General features: G+C 60.6%; 13 protein-coding genes and 3 pseudogenes. 5 read left to right on the forward strand and 11 right to left on the reverse strand.

All coding sequences use genetic code 11. The features are described from left to right. Genes KGB29_RS11810 through KGB29_RS11820 form a run of 3 tightly spaced genes read right to left on the reverse strand, consistent with a single transcriptional unit; the run spans nt 1 to nt 1,767 of the window. A complete protein-coding gene (locus KGB29_RS11810) occupies nt 1–276 on the reverse strand; it encodes a phosphopantetheine-binding protein (protein ID WP_090452740.1) in 276 nt (91 codons plus the stop codon). Next, on the reverse strand, nt 254–1,066 hold the full coding sequence (locus KGB29_RS11815) for a lysophospholipid acyltransferase family protein (RefSeq protein WP_154861160.1): 813 nt from the start codon (nt 1,064–1,066) through the stop codon (nt 254–256). The genes KGB29_RS11810 and KGB29_RS11815 overlap by 23 nt, the downstream gene beginning before the upstream one ends. After that, nucleotides 1,042–1,767 (reverse strand): beta-ketoacyl synthase chain length factor, encoded by a 726-nt coding sequence (locus KGB29_RS11820; protein WP_090452742.1) that lies wholly within the window; start codon nt 1,765–1,767, stop codon nt 1,042–1,044. The genes KGB29_RS11815 and KGB29_RS11820 overlap by 25 nt, the downstream gene beginning before the upstream one ends. 355 nt (nt 1,768–2,122) lie before the next feature. Here KGB29_RS11820 and KGB29_RS11825 point away from each other — a divergent pair, with 355 nt between their 5' ends. After that, nucleotides 2,123–2,893, forward strand: a complete 771-nt coding sequence (locus KGB29_RS11825) for a ParA family protein (RefSeq protein ID WP_015093167.1) — start codon at nt 2,123–2,125, stop codon at nt 2,891–2,893. 129 nt (nt 2,894–3,022) lie between these two features. On the opposite strand, the gene trxC is transcribed toward KGB29_RS11825, so the two are convergent. The 6 genes and pseudogenes from trxC to KGB29_RS28865 all read right to left on the reverse strand — a co-directional run. Next, a complete protein-coding gene (gene trxC, locus KGB29_RS11830) occupies nt 3,023–3,457 on the reverse strand; it encodes a thioredoxin TrxC (RefSeq protein ID WP_154910335.1) in 435 nt (144 codons plus the stop codon). Between the two features lie 73 nt (nt 3,458–3,530). Further along, nucleotides 3,531–4,994: a protein adenylyltransferase SelO gene (gene selO / locus KGB29_RS11835; RefSeq protein WP_154861158.1), complete on the reverse strand. Its 1,464-nt coding sequence runs from the start codon at nt 4,992–4,994 to the stop codon at nt 3,531–3,533. Between the two features lie 48 nt (nt 4,995–5,042). Further along, nucleotides 5,043–8,411: a mechanosensitive channel MscK gene (gene mscK / locus KGB29_RS11840; RefSeq protein WP_154910336.1), complete on the reverse strand. Its 3,369-nt coding sequence runs from the start codon at nt 8,409–8,411 to the stop codon at nt 5,043–5,045. Nucleotides 8,412–8,445: 34 nt separating this feature from the next. After that, complete coding sequence (locus KGB29_RS11845) at nt 8,446–10,188, reverse strand: potassium/proton antiporter (protein WP_057712307.1); 1,743 nt, start codon at nt 10,186–10,188, stop codon at nt 8,446–8,448. Nucleotides 10,189–10,470: 282 nt separating this feature from the next. Beyond that, nucleotides 10,471–11,343 carry a methyl-accepting chemotaxis protein gene (locus KGB29_RS28860; protein WP_371319461.1) on the reverse strand — a complete coding sequence of 291 codons (873 nt, stop codon included), beginning with the start codon at nt 11,341–11,343 and terminating at the stop codon, nt 10,471–10,473. Between the two features lie 30 nt (nt 11,344–11,373). Then, nucleotides 11,374–12,246: pseudogene (locus tag KGB29_RS28865) on the reverse strand (MCP four helix bundle domain-containing protein); the annotation flags it as partial. A 220-nt stretch (nt 12,247–12,466) separates the two neighbouring features. Here KGB29_RS28865 and KGB29_RS11855 point away from each other — a divergent pair. The 4 genes and pseudogenes from KGB29_RS11855 (at nt 12,467) to KGB29_RS28875 (ending at nt 15,034) form a co-directional block, all read left to right on the forward strand. Next, entirely contained in the window at nt 12,467–12,697 is a 231-nt protein-coding gene (locus KGB29_RS11855) for a hypothetical protein (RefSeq protein ID WP_090452750.1), read from the forward strand. Continuing rightward, complete coding sequence (locus KGB29_RS11860) at nt 12,694–12,996, forward strand: cell division protein ZapA (RefSeq protein WP_057712304.1); 303 nt, start codon at nt 12,694–12,696, stop codon at nt 12,994–12,996. Before KGB29_RS11855 ends, KGB29_RS11860 begins: the two co-directional genes overlap by 4 nt. Before the next feature lie 145 nt (nt 12,997–13,141). Then, a pseudogene (locus KGB29_RS28870) lies at nt 13,142–14,170 on the forward strand (cache domain-containing protein); the annotation flags it as partial. A 132-nt stretch (nt 14,171–14,302) separates the two neighbouring features. Beyond that, entirely contained in the window at nt 14,303–15,034 is a 732-nt protein-coding gene (locus KGB29_RS28875) for a methyl-accepting chemotaxis protein (RefSeq protein WP_371319462.1), read from the forward strand. A 140-nt stretch (nt 15,035–15,174) separates the two neighbouring features. Here KGB29_RS28875 and KGB29_RS11870 read toward each other — a convergent pair whose 3' ends face one another. Both KGB29_RS11870 and KGB29_RS11875 read right to left on the reverse strand, forming a co-directional pair. Then, nucleotides 15,175–16,977, reverse strand: a complete 1,803-nt coding sequence (locus tag KGB29_RS11870) for an acyl-CoA dehydrogenase (protein ID WP_154910337.1) — start codon at nt 16,975–16,977, stop codon at nt 15,175–15,177. 130 nt (nt 16,978–17,107) lie between these two features. After that, nucleotides 17,108–17,223, reverse strand: a pseudogene (locus KGB29_RS11875) (IS110 family transposase); the annotation flags it as partial.

The raw sequence follows: 17,223 nt of genomic DNA on the forward strand, positions 1-17,223 counted from the left end.
TCAAGCTGCCTGTTTTGCGGTGACGAACGCCGCAAGGCTCGCCACGTTACTGAAGTGGTTGCGTGTGTCCTTGGCATCGGCGTCGATTTTGATGCCGTACTTTTTCTGGATGGCCAGGCCCAGTTCCAGGGCGTCCACCGAGTCCAGGCCCAGGCCTTCGCCGAACAGCGTCTGCTCGTTGCCGATGTCTTGGGCGCTGATGTCTTCGAGGCCCAGGGCGTCGATGATCAGTTCTTTGATTTCCAGCACCAGGCTAGGGGTGTTCAGATCGCTCATCTTCGGCGAGCTCCTTGATGAAGTAAGAATGCAAATAATCGTTGAGCTTGCGCGAGGCCTGCGGAGCCGGCCCCTGCGTGGCGAAGGTCTTTGGGTCTATATCGGCCCCGACCCGGAAACTGAAGTGCACGCGCCGCTTGGGGATGCGATACCAGGGTTCGGCTTTGGTCAATGTGGTCGGGCTGACCTTGATAATGACCGGGGTGAGGATTTTCGCACCACGCAGGGCGATTGCCGCGCCGCCCCGATGAAAGGCCGGCGGCTGGCCGGGCTGAGTGCGCGTACCTTCCGGGAAAATGATCAGGGTCTGACCGTCTTTCAGCGCGTCGGCAGCCGCGTCGAGCATGTCCATGCTGCCGTCGTTGCTGATGTATTCGGTGCAGCGCAGCGGCCCGCGGGTGAAAGGGTTTTCCCAGAGGCTTTGCTTGACCACGCAGTTGGCGTGACGCACCAGGCCGATCAGAAACACCACGTCGATCAGCGATGGGTGATTGGCAATGATCATTTGCCCGGGGCGACCGAGTTTCTCCGCACCCTCGATGTTATAGGTCAGTACCCCGGTACGGGCCATGAAACGCACAAAAATCCAGAAACAGCGGCTGACCGTTTGCCGGGCCCGCAGCCGATGGGTCCGGGCGTCGCCCGGCAGGCAGTTCAGCACAGGGAAAATCACCAGGCGCAGGCACAGCCCGCCCAGCCCGAACAGGGCGAAGCTCGCGGCGGTGGCCAGCAAACGCCAGTAATAGGCGTCGCGGTTTTTCTCGGTCATGGGTTGCGTTGCCAGGTCCATACACGATTTTTCCAGGCATGTTGGCAGGTGGTTTGCTGACCGAGCAGCGCACACAGCAGATTCAGCGCGTGAGGCCAGCGGGGTTTGGACAACGCATCCGAGGGGCTGTTCAGGGACAACTGCCAGTCGGTACCGGGTGTGATCAGCAAGCCGACGGCATAAGGGAACGGCACGTCGTCGATCCAGGTCGAGTAAGCCTCGGGTGGCTTCTCTTCGGTGACCACCAGCAGTACCGCGCGAGCGCCTTCAGCCAGCAGCGCGGCAGCTTCAAGCATGCCGTGTTCCAGGCCATCGCCTGCGGCGGCCAGGGCGGTCATTTCGCTGGTTTCACCCCGCATGATCGACCACAAGCCAATGATCGCGTTATGCACCGACAAGCTGAAGCGGGTCGGCGACAGCGGCTGGTCGGCGGCCAGATCACTGAGAATATCGACGGTGCGGGGCGTTTCGCCGTGACGGGAAACAAAGACCAATGGCAGATCCTGCCGACCTTCGGCCAAAGGCCAGCCGACACTGAATGCCATGCGCGCCAGACGGCTGAGCCGTCGACGCTGCATGGCCGGCAGAAAGGAAACGTCGGGAGCGGCATCGCTGTCCGGCAGCACGACCGGTTGTCGGCACCAGGCCTGCCAATCGGACACGCTATCAAGCCCCGGGGCCCAGGCGCGCCATTGGGCGATGTTGAAGTTGATCACAGACATTCATCCCACCCTCACGGGCTTACTTGACGCGGGGGAGTGGCCGAGGGCCGAGACTTACCCTGCGTGGCGTTTGGCGCCGAGTGGCGCGCATTATCCCGGTGCCGGGAACGTGTAGCAAATGCTGGTTACATTTTGCTCAGAAGATGAAGCGGCAGGTTCGCAAAAATTGAATGATTGGCAACTATTCACAGAATTATTACCCCGTCTGTCGGTTCTGGCGTCGAACCGCCGGGGCGCTCAGGGCTTTTCATGCAAGAGAAGGCAACTGACTGTGTAGTCCTTGCACTGGTGAGGTAGCGTAGCCATACCGTGGACCACTACACTCGGTCATTCTTTGATACACGGAGGTTTTGACATGCGGCGCGTGGTGTTCAATCAGAAAGGTGGCGTTGGCAAATCCAGCATTGCCTGCAATCTGGCGGCAGTCAGTGCCAGCGAGGGTTTTCGCACCCTGTTGGTGGACCTCGATGCCCAGGCCAACTCCACTCAGTACCTGACGGGGCTCACCGGTAGCGATATTCCGATGGGCATCGCCGATTTCTTCAAGCAGACGCTGTCTTCCGGGCCGTTCTCCAAAAAGAATCAGGTCGACATCTACGAAACCCCGTTCGATAACCTCCATGTCATTACCGCCACCGCCGAGCTGGCGGACTTGCAGCCAAAGCTTGAAGCCAAGCACAAGATCAACAAGCTGCGTAAGTTGCTTGAAGAACTGAGCGAAGACTACGACCGGATTTACCTCGATACCCCGCCAGCGCTGAATTTCTATGCGGTTTCAGCGTTGATTGCCGCCGATCGTGTGCTGATTCCCTTCGATTGCGACAGTTTTTCACGCCAGGCACTGTACGGCCTGATGGCGGAAATCGAAGAGTTGAAGGACGACCATAACGAAGGCCTGGAAGTCGAAGGCATCGTCGTCAACCAGTTCCAGGCCCGCGCCAGCCTGCCCCAGCAAATTCTCGATGAGCTGATCGCCGAAGGCCTGCCGGTGCTGCCGGTGTACCTGGCCAGCTCGGTACGCATGCGTGAATCCCACCAGGCCAATACGCCGCTGATCCATCTCGACCCGCGGCACAAGCTGACCCAGCAGTTTGTCGAGCTGCACAACCTGCTGGAAAACGCCTGATTCTGGCTGCTAACACAGAACCCCTGTGGGAGCGGGCTTGCTCGCGAAAGCGGTGTATCAGGCGACACCTCTTTTGAATGTCAGCCCGCCTTCGCGAGCAAGCTCGCTCCCACAGGGTTCCGTGTTGTTTCAGATGCCTTGACTACGCAACCAGCTCATCAGTTGCTGTAACGGGAACGCCCCGCTCTGCCGGGCGACTTCCCGGCCGTTCTTGAACAGGATCAGGCTCGGAATCGAGCGAATCCCCAACTGCGCCGACAACTGCTGGTTCGCCTCGCTGTCCAGCTTGGCCAGGCGACACTTGCTCGCCAGTTGCCCGGCTGCCTGCTCGAACACCGGTGCGAACGACTTGCACGGCCCGCACCAGTCCGCCCACACATCCACCAGCAGCGGCAGATCGCCCTTGATCTGGCTGGCGTAGTCGCCTTGCTTCAATTCAAACGGTTTGCTCAACAGGACTTCGGCCTTGCAGCGCCCGCATTTCGGATGGTCGTTGAGGCGCTCGGCCGGGATGCGGTTGAGGCCGTTGCAATGAGGGCAGGGGATGAGGAGTGGGTCGGTCATGACAAATCGTCCAATCGAAAGCGAATGATCCATATCTGGAGACATGACTCCAGATTTTCAATCGTGCAGTGCCTCACGACGAACAACTGATCTCCAGATGCTTGCCCCATTCCGGCGGCCGCTCGGCGTAGCTTTCCATCCCCGGTTGTTCCTCGAACGGATTGCTCAGCACCGCGTGCAGTCGACGGACTTCCGAGTAGTCGCCGTTCTGCGCTGCCTCGATGGCCTTTTGCGCCAGGTAGTTGCGCAGGATGTACAGCGGGTTGACCGCGTGCATCCGCTGGCGGCGCTGCTCTTGATCAAGCGTGCCTTCACGGGAAACCCTGGCGACGTAGAGCTCGCCCCAGGCGTCAAAGCCCTTGAGGTCGACGAAGTCATCACGCAAGCGGGTGATGGCCTGTTCCGGCGTTTGATCACCCAAACGGCGGAAAAACAGGCTGTAGTCGACGCCGCTGTTTTGCATCAGTTGTAGCAGGTTCTCCAGCAGTTTCTGGTCGTCATCCTCGGCGGTGGTCAGGCCGAGGCGGCGGCGCATCAGGTCCAGGTAATGGGCCTGGAACAGTGGCAGATACAGCCCGAGGGTTTCGCGCAGGGCTTCCACGCTGATGAACGGCGTCAGGGCCTGGGCCAGGGCGCTGAGGTTCCACTGGCCAATCGGCACCTGGTTGCTGAAGGAGTAACGACCTTGGTCGTCTGAGTGATTGCAGATGAAGTTGGCGTCGAAGTCATCGAGGAACGCGAATGGGCCGAAATCGAAGGTGATGCCCAGGATCGACATGTTGTCGGTGTTCATCACCCCGTGGCAGAAACCATAGGCCTGCCATTTGGCGATCAGTTCGGCGTTGCGCTCCACCACTTCGCGGAACATCGCCATGTACGGCTCCGGTTGTTCCAGGCACTGCGGGAAGTGCATGGCCAGCACGTGATCACCCAGCTCTTTCTGTTGCTCGGGGCGCTTGGTGTAGTAGAAATATTCGAAGTGGCCGAAGCGCACATGGCTCGGCGCCAGGCGCAGGACCATGGCTGCGCGTTCCTGCTTTTCGCGCCACACCGGGGTGTCGGAGCCGATTACGCACAAGGCGCGGGTGGTCGGGATATTCAGTGCGTTCAGGGCTTCGGAGGCGAGGAATTCGCGGATCGACGAGCGCAGTACCGCCCGGCCATCACCCATGCGTGAAAATGGCGTCTGGCCGGCGCCCTTGAGGTGCAGGTCCCAGTGTTCGCCGGCCTCGTTGTACACCTCGCCGAGCAACAGGCCGCGACCGTCGCCCAATTGCGGGTTGTAGGAACCGAACTGATGTCCGGAATAGACCATCGCCCTTGGAATTGCGTCGGCCCAGAGCTTGTGGCCGCTGAACAGTTCGGCGAACTCCGGGGTTTCGGCCACGGCCGGGTCGAGGTCCAGCAGCGCCATGGCGGCGGGGCTGGCCACGACCAGGCGTGGATTATCGATGGGCTCGGGCAGCACATGGGCGGAAAACGCATCGCCCAGGCGGTCGAAGCGGTTATCGAAGGTGAGTTCGTCGAGGGCTTTCAAGGGCCGGCTCCAGCAGAATGTCCGAGCATTCTGCTGGGGAAAGGCCGGTTAGTCGAGTTTGGCGGCCGGCGGTTGTTGCGACGACTTACCGTCGACGATCGGCACGATGGTTTTCGCTTCCGGCTCGATCGGCACCATCTTGTATTCCTGGCCGTGCAGGTTCTTGAGGTAGACCTCCATCTGCCGGAACGAGATGTTGATGTGCTGCTTCTTGAACTCGCGGTTGATGAAGCGGTTGACCTCGTCGAGCACCGGGTTGCGGTCGCCGAGGTCGCGCACGTGCATGCGCAACTCGTGGTCGAGGGTGCTTTCGCCGAAATTCAGGAAGTACACGTGGGGCTCCGGGTCTTTCAGCACGCGCGGGTTTTCGCGTGCGGCCTTGAGCAACAGCTCTTTCACCAGGTCCAGGTCCGAGCCGTAGTCGACGCCGAGCTTGAGGGTCACCCGGGTGATGGTGTCGGTCAGCGACCAGTTGATCAGTTGCCCGGTAATGAACGTCTTGTTCGGGACGATGATGTCCTTGCGATCGAAGTCGGTGATGGTCGTGGCGCGGATGCGGATCTTGCTCACGGTGCCCGACAGGTTGCCGATGGTGATGGTGTCACCGATCCGCACCGGACGTTCGAACAGGATCATGATGCCGGAAATGAAGTTGGCGAAGATCTCCTGCATGCCGAAACCGAGGCCGACCGACAACGCTGCCACCAGCCATTGCAACTTGTCCCAGCTTACGCCGAGGGTCGATAGCGTCGAGACAAAACCGACGCCGGCGATCACGTAGGACAGCAACGTGGTGGTCGCGTAGGCGCTGCCCTGGGCAAGGTTGAGCTTCGACAGCACGAACACTTCGAGCAAACCCGGCAGGTTGCGCGCCAGGGCGAAGGTGATGCCGATGATGATCAGTGCGCCGAGCATGTCGCCGATGCTGATCGGCACCATGCTCATGTTGGCGCCGGTACCGCTGGTGTATTCGTAGAGGGTGACGTTGTCCAGATACGAGAACACCGTGATCAGGTCGGCCCAGACCCAATACAGTGCCGCCATGAAGCCGCCGAGAAGCGCCAGGCGGATCAGGCGCAGGGACTGTTCGTTGACCTTCTCGATGTCCATCGTCGGTTCTTCGATCACGGCTTCACCATCGCCGGCCTCTTTGGCGGCCAGCCGCTTGGCCAAGGCGCGCTGGTAGGCCAGGCGCCGGGCCGCCACACTGAGGCCGCGCACGAAGGTGGCTTCGATCACCAGCCAGAACATCAGCAGGTACAGGGTGTTGATCAAGCGGTCGCTGAGCTTCAGCGCGGTGTAGTAGTAGCCGAAGCACACCGCCACGAACAACGCGACGGGCAGTGCGGTGAACAGGATCCCCACCAGTTTGCGGAACAGCGAAGCGTTTTCGTGGGTCGGGCTGCTGATGAGCAGGCGGCTGAGCAGCAAGGTCATCAAGGCGTAGCAGATCAGCACCACCGGCATGCCGAGCACGTCATCGGCCAGTGCCGCCGGTTGCAGTTCGGCAACGGCGACTACGGTCACCAGTGCCATGACCACGATGCCGAGGCGGCGGATCCATCTGCGCAGGAATTCCACCTGGGGCTTTTCCCAGCGGAAATGCAGTTCTGCCACGCCACCCGGCGCGAGGATCCGGTACGCGGTGTAGAACACCAGCCAGGCCCCGGCCATTTGCAGCAGCGCCGCGCCCATATTGGCGTTCTGCCCACGGGCGTCGATTTGCAGGGCCAGCCCGCACAATGCGAGGCCCAGTGAAACCGGCATCGCCAGGAGAATGTTGATCAGAATTGCCTGCGGCGTATGCCACTGGCTGTCGCGTTTGAAGTGACCGATGTCCTGGTGAACCTTGTTCAGTCGCGCGTATAGACTCTTGCGCCGCCACAGCAGTGCGCCGATCAGCAAGGCCAGTGGCAGGAACAGCAGCGGGCGCTGGGTCAGGCCGTCGGTCAGTTCGCTCAGGCTTGAAAGTACCGGCAGCGTATCGACTTGCCGCTGGAGGCGATCCGGCACACTGTGAATCCACTCCAGGTCCAGCGGCTTGTTGCTGGGAATCCAGAACATCTGTTCATCGAGGGTCGCCCGCAGGCTTTGCGCGGTGCTGAGCAATTGCTTCTGGTTCAGTTGCAGGGTGATGGATTCATTGAGCACCGCGCTCAGTTCGCGGTTGAGTCGCTCCAGCAGGTCGGCGCGGGTGGTGGCCAGTTCCATCAGGCTTTTGCGCAGCTGCGCCGTGACTTGCTCGGGGGGTTGGGTCGACAGCAGGTTTTCGACGTAGGTGGTCGGATTGCTCAGCAATTCCCGTTGCTGGCTGACTTCGAACTGATACAGGCGAATGTCGGCGATCTGATCGGCCAGGTTGCGGTCGAGCCGCAGGCGCGGCAGCGCCTGTTTCTGTTTGTAGAGAATCTTCGAGAGCAGCAGGCTGCCTTTGAGCACGTTGATTTGCTCGTCCAGGGCCGCATCGCTCTGGGTCAGGCTGTCCAGCTGCTGCTTGGTCTGCAGGTTCTGCTGGGTGACTTCGTTGAGGCGGTCGGTGCTCTTGAGCAGGTAGTCCGAGAGCTTCAGGTTGGCCGCGCTTTCGGTGGCCAAAAGGCTGCTGCCGCCGGCCTTCTGCGCTTCGATGGATTGCTGGGTGACCGTTTCCTGGGACAGCGCCAGACGCTTCTGGTTGATCAGGGTTTGCAGTTCCTGGATTTCCTTATCCAGGCGGTCGGATCGCTCCGACAACAGGTCATGCTGGCTGTTGCCGAGGTCTTGCAATTGGGTATTGCCGGCCAGTTCCTGGCGCCGCAGCGGGATCAGGGCGTTCAGCGCCGCCAACTCGGCATTGAGCTGGTCGCGCTGCTCGGCGCTCAGGGTCTTGCCGGCGTCCTTGCCGTTCTTGAGGGTGGTGTTTATCTGCTGAATGCGCGTCTGGCTGCTGGATATCTCCGCCTGGGCGCGCTCGGGGCGGGTCTGGGCGGTGATGATCAGGCTGTTGGCATCGGCCAGGGCCTTTTGCAGGTCGCTTTGCTGGGTGGAGCGCTCGGTGAGCAATTGTTCAAGCTGCTGGATCGGTTCCTTGGCGAAACGCTGCGCCACCGGCACCACGGCACTGGCCTTGAGGCGGGTCAGTTCACGCTGGTTCTCGATGGTCTGTTTGGGCGCATTGCTCAATTGCTGCTTGAGCGCGACCAGCTTCTGCTCGTAGTCACGCTTGTTGTTGAGCTGGCTCAGCGTGCCTTGCAGGACCGATTGCAGGGCCTTCAGATCGGCTTCCGGCAGTTTGCGGTCGGCGATCTTGTCCAGGCTCGCTTGCACGGCTTCGCTGGAAGGCGGTTCGGCCGCTTGCGCCGCTTGCGATAAACCAAGGGTGCTGACAGAGAGACTCAAGCCCAGCAGGGCGACGGCGAAAATGGAGCGCAGATTAGGCATAAAGACCGGTCAAGCAAGTGATAGTGGAAGCAGTTTAGAGGAAGAGTCCGGGACCCGGGCGACTTCCTTCGGGGAATCTGACGCCCACTTTACCGATCTTGTTCCCGTCCATGACGGCCACGGTCCAGATGGTGTTGTTCCATTCCACCTGGTCACCCACCACCGGCGCACCGCCAACCTTCTGGGCAATGAAGTGACCCAGGGACATGTCCGGATCGATGCCTTCGACCTTCAGGCCATAAAGGGCCGCAACCGCGGCCAGCTGGGCGTCTCCTTCGAGTACGAAGTCGCCGAAGAAGCGCAGATCGAGGCCCCGTTGTGGCGCCTGGCTGAAGAGTTTTCCGAGGGCCGGCAGGTTGTGTTCATGGCCGATAACACACAACAAATCATCGACTTCCAGCACTGTACTACCCGACGGATGGAGCAATTGCTGGCCACGAAACAGGGCGGCGATACGGGTGCCTTCGGGCATATTCAGCTCGCGAAGGGGCGAACCGATGCACCATTTTTCCGCGCCCAGGCGATAGACGAACAGTTCCCACTCGCTGGTGACGTGCACTTCCAGGGCCGAGCGGGAGATGGGTGCAGGCTCCGGGGGCACCGTCACCTTCAGCAGCTTGGCGACCCACGGCAGGCTCGTGCCCTGAACCAGCAGCGACACCAGCACGATAAAGAACGCGAGGTTGAAGTAGAGCTGAGCGTTGGGCAGGCCGGCCATCAGCGGGAACACCGCAAGAATGATCGGGACCGCGCCGCGCAAGCCGACCCAGGAAATGAATGCCTTCTCGCGACCATGGAATGCCTTGAACGGCAACAGGCCAACTATCACCGACAGTGGCCGGGCAAACAGAATCATCCACAGCGCCAGTGCCAGTGCCGGCAAGGCGATAGGCAGCAGGTCGTGGGGCGTCACCAGCAGCCCCAGCACCAGGAACATGCCGATCTGCGCCAGCCAGGCCATGCCGTCGAGCATGTGCAGGATGCCGTGGCGGCTGCGCACCGGACGGTTGCCGATCACCAGGCCGCAGATGTATACCGCCAGGAAGCCACTGCCGTGCAGGGCGTTGGTCAGCGCAAACACCACCAGGCCGCCGGCAATCACCAGGATCGGATACAGGCCGGTGGCCAGGTTGATGCGATTGACCAGTTGCAGCATGAGCCAGCCACCGCCCAGGCCGATGACTCCGCCGATGCCGAACTCGCGCAGCAAGTGGGTCAGCAGGCTCCAGTGCAGGCCGGTCTGGCCGCTGGCGAGCATGTCGATCAGGGTGACGGTGAGAAACACTGCCATCGGGTCGTTGCTGCCGGATTCGATCTCGAGGCTGGCGGTTACCCGTTCGTTCAGACCCTTGCCGCCCAGCAGCGAGAACACCGCGGCGGCGTCGGTAGAACCGACGATGGCGCCGATCAGCAGGCCTTGAATCAGGTTCAAGTCGAACAGCCACGCGGCCGCCATGCCGGTCAGCCCGGTGGTAATCAACACCCCGACCGTCGCCAGCGACAGCGCCGGCCATAACGCCACGCGGAAACTCGACACCCGGGTGCGCAGGCCGCCGTCCAGCAGGATCACCGCCAGCGCGAGGTTGCCCACCAGATAAGCCGTGGGGTAGTTATCAAAAAGAATGCCGGCGCCATCGACACCGGCCGCCATGCCGACGGCCAGGATGATCACCAGAATCGGGATGCCGAGACGGGACGAAAGTGAGCTCACCAGAATGCTCGCACCTACCAGCAACGCGCCGATCAAGAACAGGCTGTTGATGGTCGTCGCATTCAAAGGCAGTACTCCAGAAAGCTGAAAGGCGGGCGCAAACTGACCATGCAGTCTGCGTGCCAGCGATTCTAACCTGTTGAAATGTGATGCTGTCAAAAAGCTTTTTGCAGGCGATTCTTCACGCCGGGTGAAATCATTGTGGCGAGGGGGCTTGCCCCCGTTCGGCTGCGAAGCAGTCGTAAATCCGGTAGATGCGATTTAATGGATGTACGCGGTTAACAGGGAAGGGGCCGCTGCGCAGCCCAACGGGGGCAAGCCCCCTCGCCACAGAGTCAGCGGTGCTCGTTAAAGGCTAAACCGCCCAACCAGAGTGTTCAGGTCTACCGCCAGGCGCGACAGTTCATTGCTCGCCGCACTCGTCTGATTCGCCCCGGTGGCCGACTGCACCGACAGGTCACGGATGTTAACCAGGTTGCGATCCACTTCACGGGCCACCTGTGCCTGTTCTTCAGCGGCGCTGGCGATCACCAGGTTGCGCTCGTTGATTTCGACGATGGCGCTGTTGATGGTGTCCAGCGACATCCCGGCGCCGCGGGCGATGTTCAGGGTCGATTCGGCGCGTTCGGTGCTGTTGCGCATCGAATCCACCGCGTGCTCGGTGCCGCTCTGGATGCTGCCGATCATGCGTTCGATCTCGCTGGTCGACTGCTGGGTGCGGTGAGCCAGGGCACGTACCTCGTCGGCCACCACCGCAAAACCACGACCGGCCTCACCGGCGCGCGCGGCCTCGATGGCGGCGTTCAAGGCCAGCAGGTTGGTCTGGTCGGCCAGGCCACGGATCACATCCAGTACCTTGCCGATGTCACGGGACTCGTTGGCCAGGTCGCCGATCAGGGTCGCGGTGCTCTGCACGTCGGCGCTCATGCGTTCGATGGCGCTGACGGTTTCCTGCACCAGGTCACGGCCGTCACCGGCAGATGTGGTGGCGTTCTTCGAGGCCTCGGACGTGCTGACCGCGTTACGCGCGACTTCTTCCACGGCGCTGGTCATTTCGTTGACTGCGGTGGCAGCCTGTTCGATTTCGTTGTTCTGCCGGGTCAGGCCACGGGCGCTTTCGTCGGTGACGCTGTTGAGTTCTTCTGCGGCAGACGCAAGTTGCGTGGCCGAGCCGGAAATGCGCTGCAGTGTGTCGCGCAGTTTTTCCTGCATCTTCGACATGGCCAGCAGTAAACGGCCGGCTTCATCCTGGCCGTCAACGGTGATCGGGCGCGTCAGGTTGCCTTCGGCAATCTGTTCGGCGGCGCCCAGGGCATTGGCGATCGGTTGGGTGATGCTGTTGGTCAGCAACCAGGCGAGCAGCAGCGTCAAGGCGGTGGCGATCACCAACAGGGTGATTACCAGGTTGAACGCCGAATCGTATTGATCCGCCGACTGTTGGTTGGTGTCGTGGCTCTGCTGGGTATTGATCTCCAGCAGGCGGTTCAGCACGGTGTTGACCGCTTCGGAGTTGTTGAGCAAATCGGTGTTGAGCAGGCTGCGCAATTCATCGATCTGATTATTGCGCGACAGGGTCTTCATCCTGTCTTCGATCTGGCGGTATTGGCCCAGCAGCTGTACGTATTGATCGTAGGTTGCGCGTTCCTGCGGGCTGGCAATCAGCTTTTCGTAGGTTGCCTGAGCGGTGCGAATCTGCTGGTTGCGCGTCTCCAGCAGTTCCATGGTTTTCTGCTGCACATCAGGCTCGCGGTTCACCAGCAAGCGATAGGACAGCACGCGCAGGCGCAAGGTGAGCTGGGTGAAGTCGTCCAGGCTCTTGATGCTCGGCACACTGTTGTTGGTGATGTTCTCGGCCGCGCCGCGGATCTTGCTCATCTGATTCAAGGCAAACACCCCCAGAACCATCATCAAGCCGCCAATCAGGGCAAAGCTGAGGAACGCCCGAGGGGCGATATTCATATTACGAAGGGACATGGCGTTCACCGGGAAAGAGCGCATCCGCGCGGGGCTGAGGCTGCTGTATGGATGGCTTATCGGTCGCCGGACTGAAGTCTTGAGTCCTTGCGCGTTTTTACTGCGACCGGGCGAGCCCGCTCGCGAAAAACGCATGGACAACGCAATCATTCAGACAGGGCGCGATATCGTTCACGTCCATCGCGAGCAAGCTCGCTCCTACATAGGCGGGCGACGAAGTGCAGGAACCAGATCGGGGTATCACAGTCTCTACAGTTCGCGAGAAAGGTCACTCGTCAGCAAAATCAAGGCTTTGCGCCTGTATAACCCTGGCATCCAGGGTGACTTTTCTTTATCGTACGCGCCCTTTGAAAAAGCCCGGAAAATCAAAATGTTGGAAGCATCCCTAAGCCAATTGGAACAACTGGTCAGTGACCTGGTGCAACAGAACCAGACGTTGCTCGGCACCAACCAGACCCTGACCGCAGAACTGGCCCAGGCCAAGGATGAAAACGAAAGCCTGCAACTGAACCTGATGGAGCAGGAAGAGAAGCAAGGCGCCACGGCGGCTCGCATCCAGGCCCTGGTTGAGCGCGTCAGCGCAGGCCCTGTCAGCGCATGAGTTACAACGCCGCAGGGGTAAAAGTCGTCTCGATCCTGGGGGAGGACTATTCGATCAAGGCACCGGCCGGGGAAGAACAGACCCTGCTGGACGCCGCGATGATGTTGAAGGCAGCCCTGGCCGAAACCAAGAGGAAGTACCCGACGCTGATCGGTGACCGATTGCTGGTGCTGGCGGCGATGAATCTGTGTTCCCAGCAGATCGAAATGCAGAAACAGCACAAGCTCGACCTCGACCGTTACCAAGAGCAAGTCAGCGCCACGGTTGAAGTGATTTCCAAGACGATCAATCAGGCCTGATCGGCTTTGCGCACAACCAAAGAATAGATTGTCGGTTGGCTTGTATACAATCGGCACGGCTGTTGCAGTGTTTCAGCCTCTTATTCTTTGGGGGTGCTCCATGCAGTTCTGGCGACGCAGTATTCAATGGCAGTTGATCCTGAGCATGGGCACCGCCCTACTGGTCAGTATCCTGATTGTGGTTGGCATTTATACCCTGGTGGTCAACCGCCTCGCCCAGAGCTATCTGGTCGAACAAGCGTTGCCGTCGAGCATCGAAGCGATGCGCAACGACATCGAGCGGATCCTCGTTCAACCCCTTACCGCCGCCAAGGACATCGCCAGCAACAGCATGGTGCGCGACTGGCTGGCCGGGGGTGAGGACAGCGCCAGGACCGCCAGCTTCGCGCAGTATCTGGAAGGCATTCGCGCCGAGCACAAAGCCTTTACCGCGCTGATCATCGGCACCGCGTCCAGCCATTACATTACCGAAAAAGGCCTGGACCGCACCCTCAGTCGTTCCAATCCCAAGGACGCCTGGTTCTACTCGTTCCTCGACAGCAACCAGCCGCGCACCCTCAATATCGACAACGACACGGCCACCGGAGAATTGGCGCTGTTCATCGACCTCAAAGTCGAGCAGGCCGGTAAAGTCGTGGGCGTTGCCGGGCTTGGCCTGAGCATGAAAGAGCTGTCGGAGCTGATCCACAACTTCAGCTTCGGAGAGCGCGGCAAGGTCTATCTCGTGCGTTCCGACGGTTTGATCCAGGTTCATCCCGAGGCGCAATTCAGCGGTAAGCGTACCTTGGTCGAGCAGATTGGCGAGTCAGCTGCGCAAGCGGTCATGGGTCAAAAAACTGCCACCAACAGCAGCTTCCAGCGTGATGGCGAAGACTTTCTCGCGTTGAGTCTGCCTTTGCGCGATCTCGGCTGGACGCTGGTGGCCGAAGTGCCGCAATCGCAGATCTACGCCGAAGCCCGGCGCGCCATGTGGATGAGCAGCGGTATCGGCCTGGCGGTGGCGATTGTGTGTCTGTTGCTGGTGGTGCTGCTGGCCCGTGGGTTGGTGCGGCCGATTCGTCAGGTAACAGCGGCACTGGTTGCCATCGGTAGCGGTGGTGGAGATTTGACCCACCGGTTAGATTCCAGTCGCGCCGATGAGCTGGGCGATCTGGCGCGCGGCTTCAATCGCTTTCTCGACAGCCAGCGCGACATGATTGGTGAAGTGTTGACCACCAGTGAGCGACTGCGCACCGCTGTCGGCCAGGTTGCACGGGTGGTGGATAACACCGCTGAGCGCTCCGGGCGCCAACAGGAAATGACCGACATGGTGGCAACCGCTGTCCATGAAATGGGCCTGACCGTTCAGGAAATCGCCCATAACGCCGGCAATGCGGCGCTCGCATCACAAACGGCTCGGGATGAGGCAATGCAGGCACGGGAAGTGGTGGGTGGCTCGATCCGCCATATCGAAAGCATGTCTGACGAAATCGGCGTTGCGGCCACAGCGGTGGGTGAACTGGCCCATCAAGTGGCGTCGATCGACCAGGTGCTGGCGGTGATTCGGGGGATTTCCGAGCAGACCAACCTGCTGGCGCTCAACGCCGCTATCGAAGCGGCGCGAGCCGGGGACATGGGGCGCGGGTTTGCCGTGGTGGCCGATGAAGTGCGGACTTTGGCGCGGCGTACGCAGGCGTCTACCGATGAAATCCAGCAGATGATCGGCAGTCTCAAACAGGGGGCGGAGAATGCGGTTTCGTCGATGCATTCCGGGCAAGCCGCGACCGGCACGGGTGTCGAGTCCAGCCAGCGTACCGGGGCTTCGTTGACCGCGATTACCGGGCAAGTGGAGCGCATCAGCGACATGAACCATCAGGTGGCGACGGCGACGGAAGAGCAATCGGCGGTGACCGAGGAGATCAACCGGAACGTACAGGGGATTTCCGACCTGGCGCGGGCGACGGCGGGGGAGGTCAGGGCCTGTCGGGATGATTGTCAGACGTTGCAGCGGTTGGCGGATGATTTGGCGCGGCAGATGGGTGGGTTCAAGCTGAGCTGATGTTTCGCCTGTGCGGGCCTCTTCGCGAGCAAGCCCGCTCCCACAGGTTTTCTGGTGTACACAAAATTGATGTTTCACACCGGCAACTGTGGGAGCGGGCTTGCTCGCGAATGGATTTCAGCAGCACCACAAAACTTTGATCAGAACCACTCATCCTGCATCCCCAGGCACACATCATCCCGAGCCTCAAGAATTGCCAGCTCATGATGGCAACCCGGCACTTCCCACGTAAGGAAGTAGCGCGCCGCCTGCAGCTTGCCTTTATAGAAGGCCACATCCGCCGCATTACCCTTGGCCAAACCTTCCTCGGCACGAATCGCCTGTTCCAGCCAGCGCCAGCCGATCACCGTGTGACCAAACACTTTCAGGTACAGCGCCGAGTTCGCCAGGCTGCTGTTGACCTTGCCTTGGGCCAGATCAGTCAGCAGGCCGATGGTCACGGCTTGCAGGCGTGCCACCAGTTTCTCCAGCGGCTCGCGCAGCGGCGTCAATGAATCAAACGCCTGTGCTCGTTCGCCAGTGTCGGCGATCAGGCGGATCAGTTGCTTGAGCCCCGCGCCACCGTTCTGCGCCAGTTTGCGGCCCAAAAGGTCCAGCGACTGAATACCGTGGGTGCCTTCGTGGATCGGGTTCAGGCGGTTGTCGCGGTAGTACTGCTCCACCGGGTATTCGCGGGTGTAGCCGTGGCCGCCGAGGATCTGGATCGCCAGTTCATTGGCTTTCAGGCAGAACTCCGACGGCCAGGATTTGACGATCGGTGTCAGTAAATCCAGCAGTTCATGGGCTTGTTTGCGTTCGGCTTCGGTCGCAAGCGTGGTGGTGTCATCGAACAGTCGCGCCGCATAAAGACCCAAGTCAAACGAACCTTCGACGTAAGCCTTTTGCGTCAACAGCATGCGTTTCACGTCGGCATGCTGAATGATCGCCACCGGTGCAGTGTTCGGGTCCTTGCTGTCTGGCACGCGGCCCTGCGGACGCTCGCGGGCGTATTCCAGCGAGTACAGATAGCCGGCGTAACCAAGCATTACCGCGCCCATGCCGACGCCGATCCGCGCCTCGTTCATCATCTGGAACATATAACTCAAACCATGGTGCGGCTTGCCCACCAGATAGCCGACGCACTCGCCGTTATCGCCGAAATTCAGTGCGGTGGAGGTGGTGCCGCGCCAGCCCATCTTGTGGAACAGCCCGGCCAGCAACACGTCGTTGCGTTGGCCGAGGCTGCCATCGTCGTTGACCAGGAACTTGGGCACGATGAACAGCGAAATGCCCTTCACCCCGGCCGGTGCGTCCGGCAGCTTGGCCAGCACCATGTGCACGATGTTTTCCGACAGCGGATGATCGCCACCAGAGATGAAAATCTTGTTGCCCTTGAGGCGATAGGTGCCGTCAGACGCAGGTTCTGCGCGGGTACGAATATCCGACAGCGACGAGCCTGCGTGGGGTTCGGTCAGGGCCATGGTGCCGAAGAAGCGGCCATCGATCATCGGTTGCAGGAAGCGGCGCTTCTGCTCTTCAGTGCCGAAGCTCTCGATCAGGTTCGCCGCGCCCATGGTCAGGAACGGATACGACGTCGAAGCCGCGTTGGCCGATTGAAAGTGCGCGAAGCAGGCCTGGGACAGCAGCGTAGGAAGCTGCATGCCGCCAGCGTCGAAACTGCGCGCGGCGTTGAGGAAGCCGGCTTCGAGGAAGGCATCTACCGCCGGTTTCACTTCCGGAATCAGAATCGCCTGACCGTTCTCGTAGCGTGGCTCGTTCTCGTCGCCCTTGCGGTTGTGCGGGGCGAAGAACTTCTCGGCGATGTTGCGGGCGGTGCCAATGGCGGCATCGAAGGTTTCGCGGTTGTGCTCGGCGAAACGCTCACGCTGGGTCAGGCCCTCGGCATCAAGGACTTCATACAGCTCGAAAGCCAGATTACGGGAACTGAGCAACGTCTCGGACATGGCGGCCTACCTTTTATTGGAGTGGACCGAGTCTAGGCTTGTGAATTTATGCTGAATAGCATGATTGATGAGCGTGATAATTGGGCAGAGCAGAGGCTTTGCAGGCGCCACAAAGCCAATGTGGGAGATTCTATGTTGCAGGGGAACCCTGCAACTTCAAATTCGGCTGGTATTCGCTCTGGTTTTTCATGAGGGCGAATGCCACTCGGCAAAGCTTGCGGGCAAGAATGACCAAGGCCTGAGTTC

The organism is Pseudomonas sp. BF-B-30 (assembly GCF_019956305.1).
Taxonomy (GTDB): Bacteria; Pseudomonadota; Gammaproteobacteria; order Pseudomonadales; family Pseudomonadaceae; genus Aquipseudomonas; species Aquipseudomonas jessenii.

What these genes read in the sequence shown, in the direction of transcription:
- KGB29_RS11810 (WP_090452740.1), bottom strand. Translation starts at nt 276, where the DNA reads ATGAGCGATCTGAACACCCCTAGCCTGGTGCTGGAAATCAAAGAACTG.
- KGB29_RS11815 (WP_154861160.1), bottom strand. Translation starts at nt 1,066, where the DNA reads ATGGACCTGGCAACGCAACCCATGACCGAGAAAAACCGCGACGCCTAT.
- KGB29_RS11820 (WP_090452742.1), bottom strand. Translation starts at nt 1,767, where the DNA reads ATGTCTGTGATCAACTTCAACATCGCCCAATGGCGCGCCTGGGCCCCG.
- KGB29_RS11825 (WP_015093167.1), top strand. Translation starts at nt 2,123, where the DNA reads ATGCGGCGCGTGGTGTTCAATCAGAAAGGTGGCGTTGGCAAATCCAGC.
- trxC (WP_154910335.1), bottom strand. Translation starts at nt 3,457, where the DNA reads ATGACCGACCCACTCCTCATCCCCTGCCCTCATTGCAACGGCCTCAAC.
- mscK (WP_154910336.1), bottom strand. Translation starts at nt 8,411, where the DNA reads ATGCCTAATCTGCGCTCCATTTTCGCCGTCGCCCTGCTGGGCTTGAGT.
- KGB29_RS28860 (WP_371319461.1), bottom strand. Translation starts at nt 11,343, where the DNA reads ATGTCGAAGATGCAGGAAAAACTGCGCGACACACTGCAGCGCATTTCC.
- KGB29_RS11855 (WP_090452750.1), top strand. Translation starts at nt 12,467, where the DNA reads ATGTTGGAAGCATCCCTAAGCCAATTGGAACAACTGGTCAGTGACCTG.
- KGB29_RS11860 (WP_057712304.1), top strand. Translation starts at nt 12,694, where the DNA reads ATGAGTTACAACGCCGCAGGGGTAAAAGTCGTCTCGATCCTGGGGGAG.
- KGB29_RS28875 (WP_371319462.1), top strand. Translation starts at nt 14,303, where the DNA reads ATGGTGGCAACCGCTGTCCATGAAATGGGCCTGACCGTTCAGGAAATC.
- KGB29_RS11870 (WP_154910337.1), bottom strand. Translation starts at nt 16,977, where the DNA reads ATGTCCGAGACGTTGCTCAGTTCCCGTAATCTGGCTTTCGAGCTGTAT.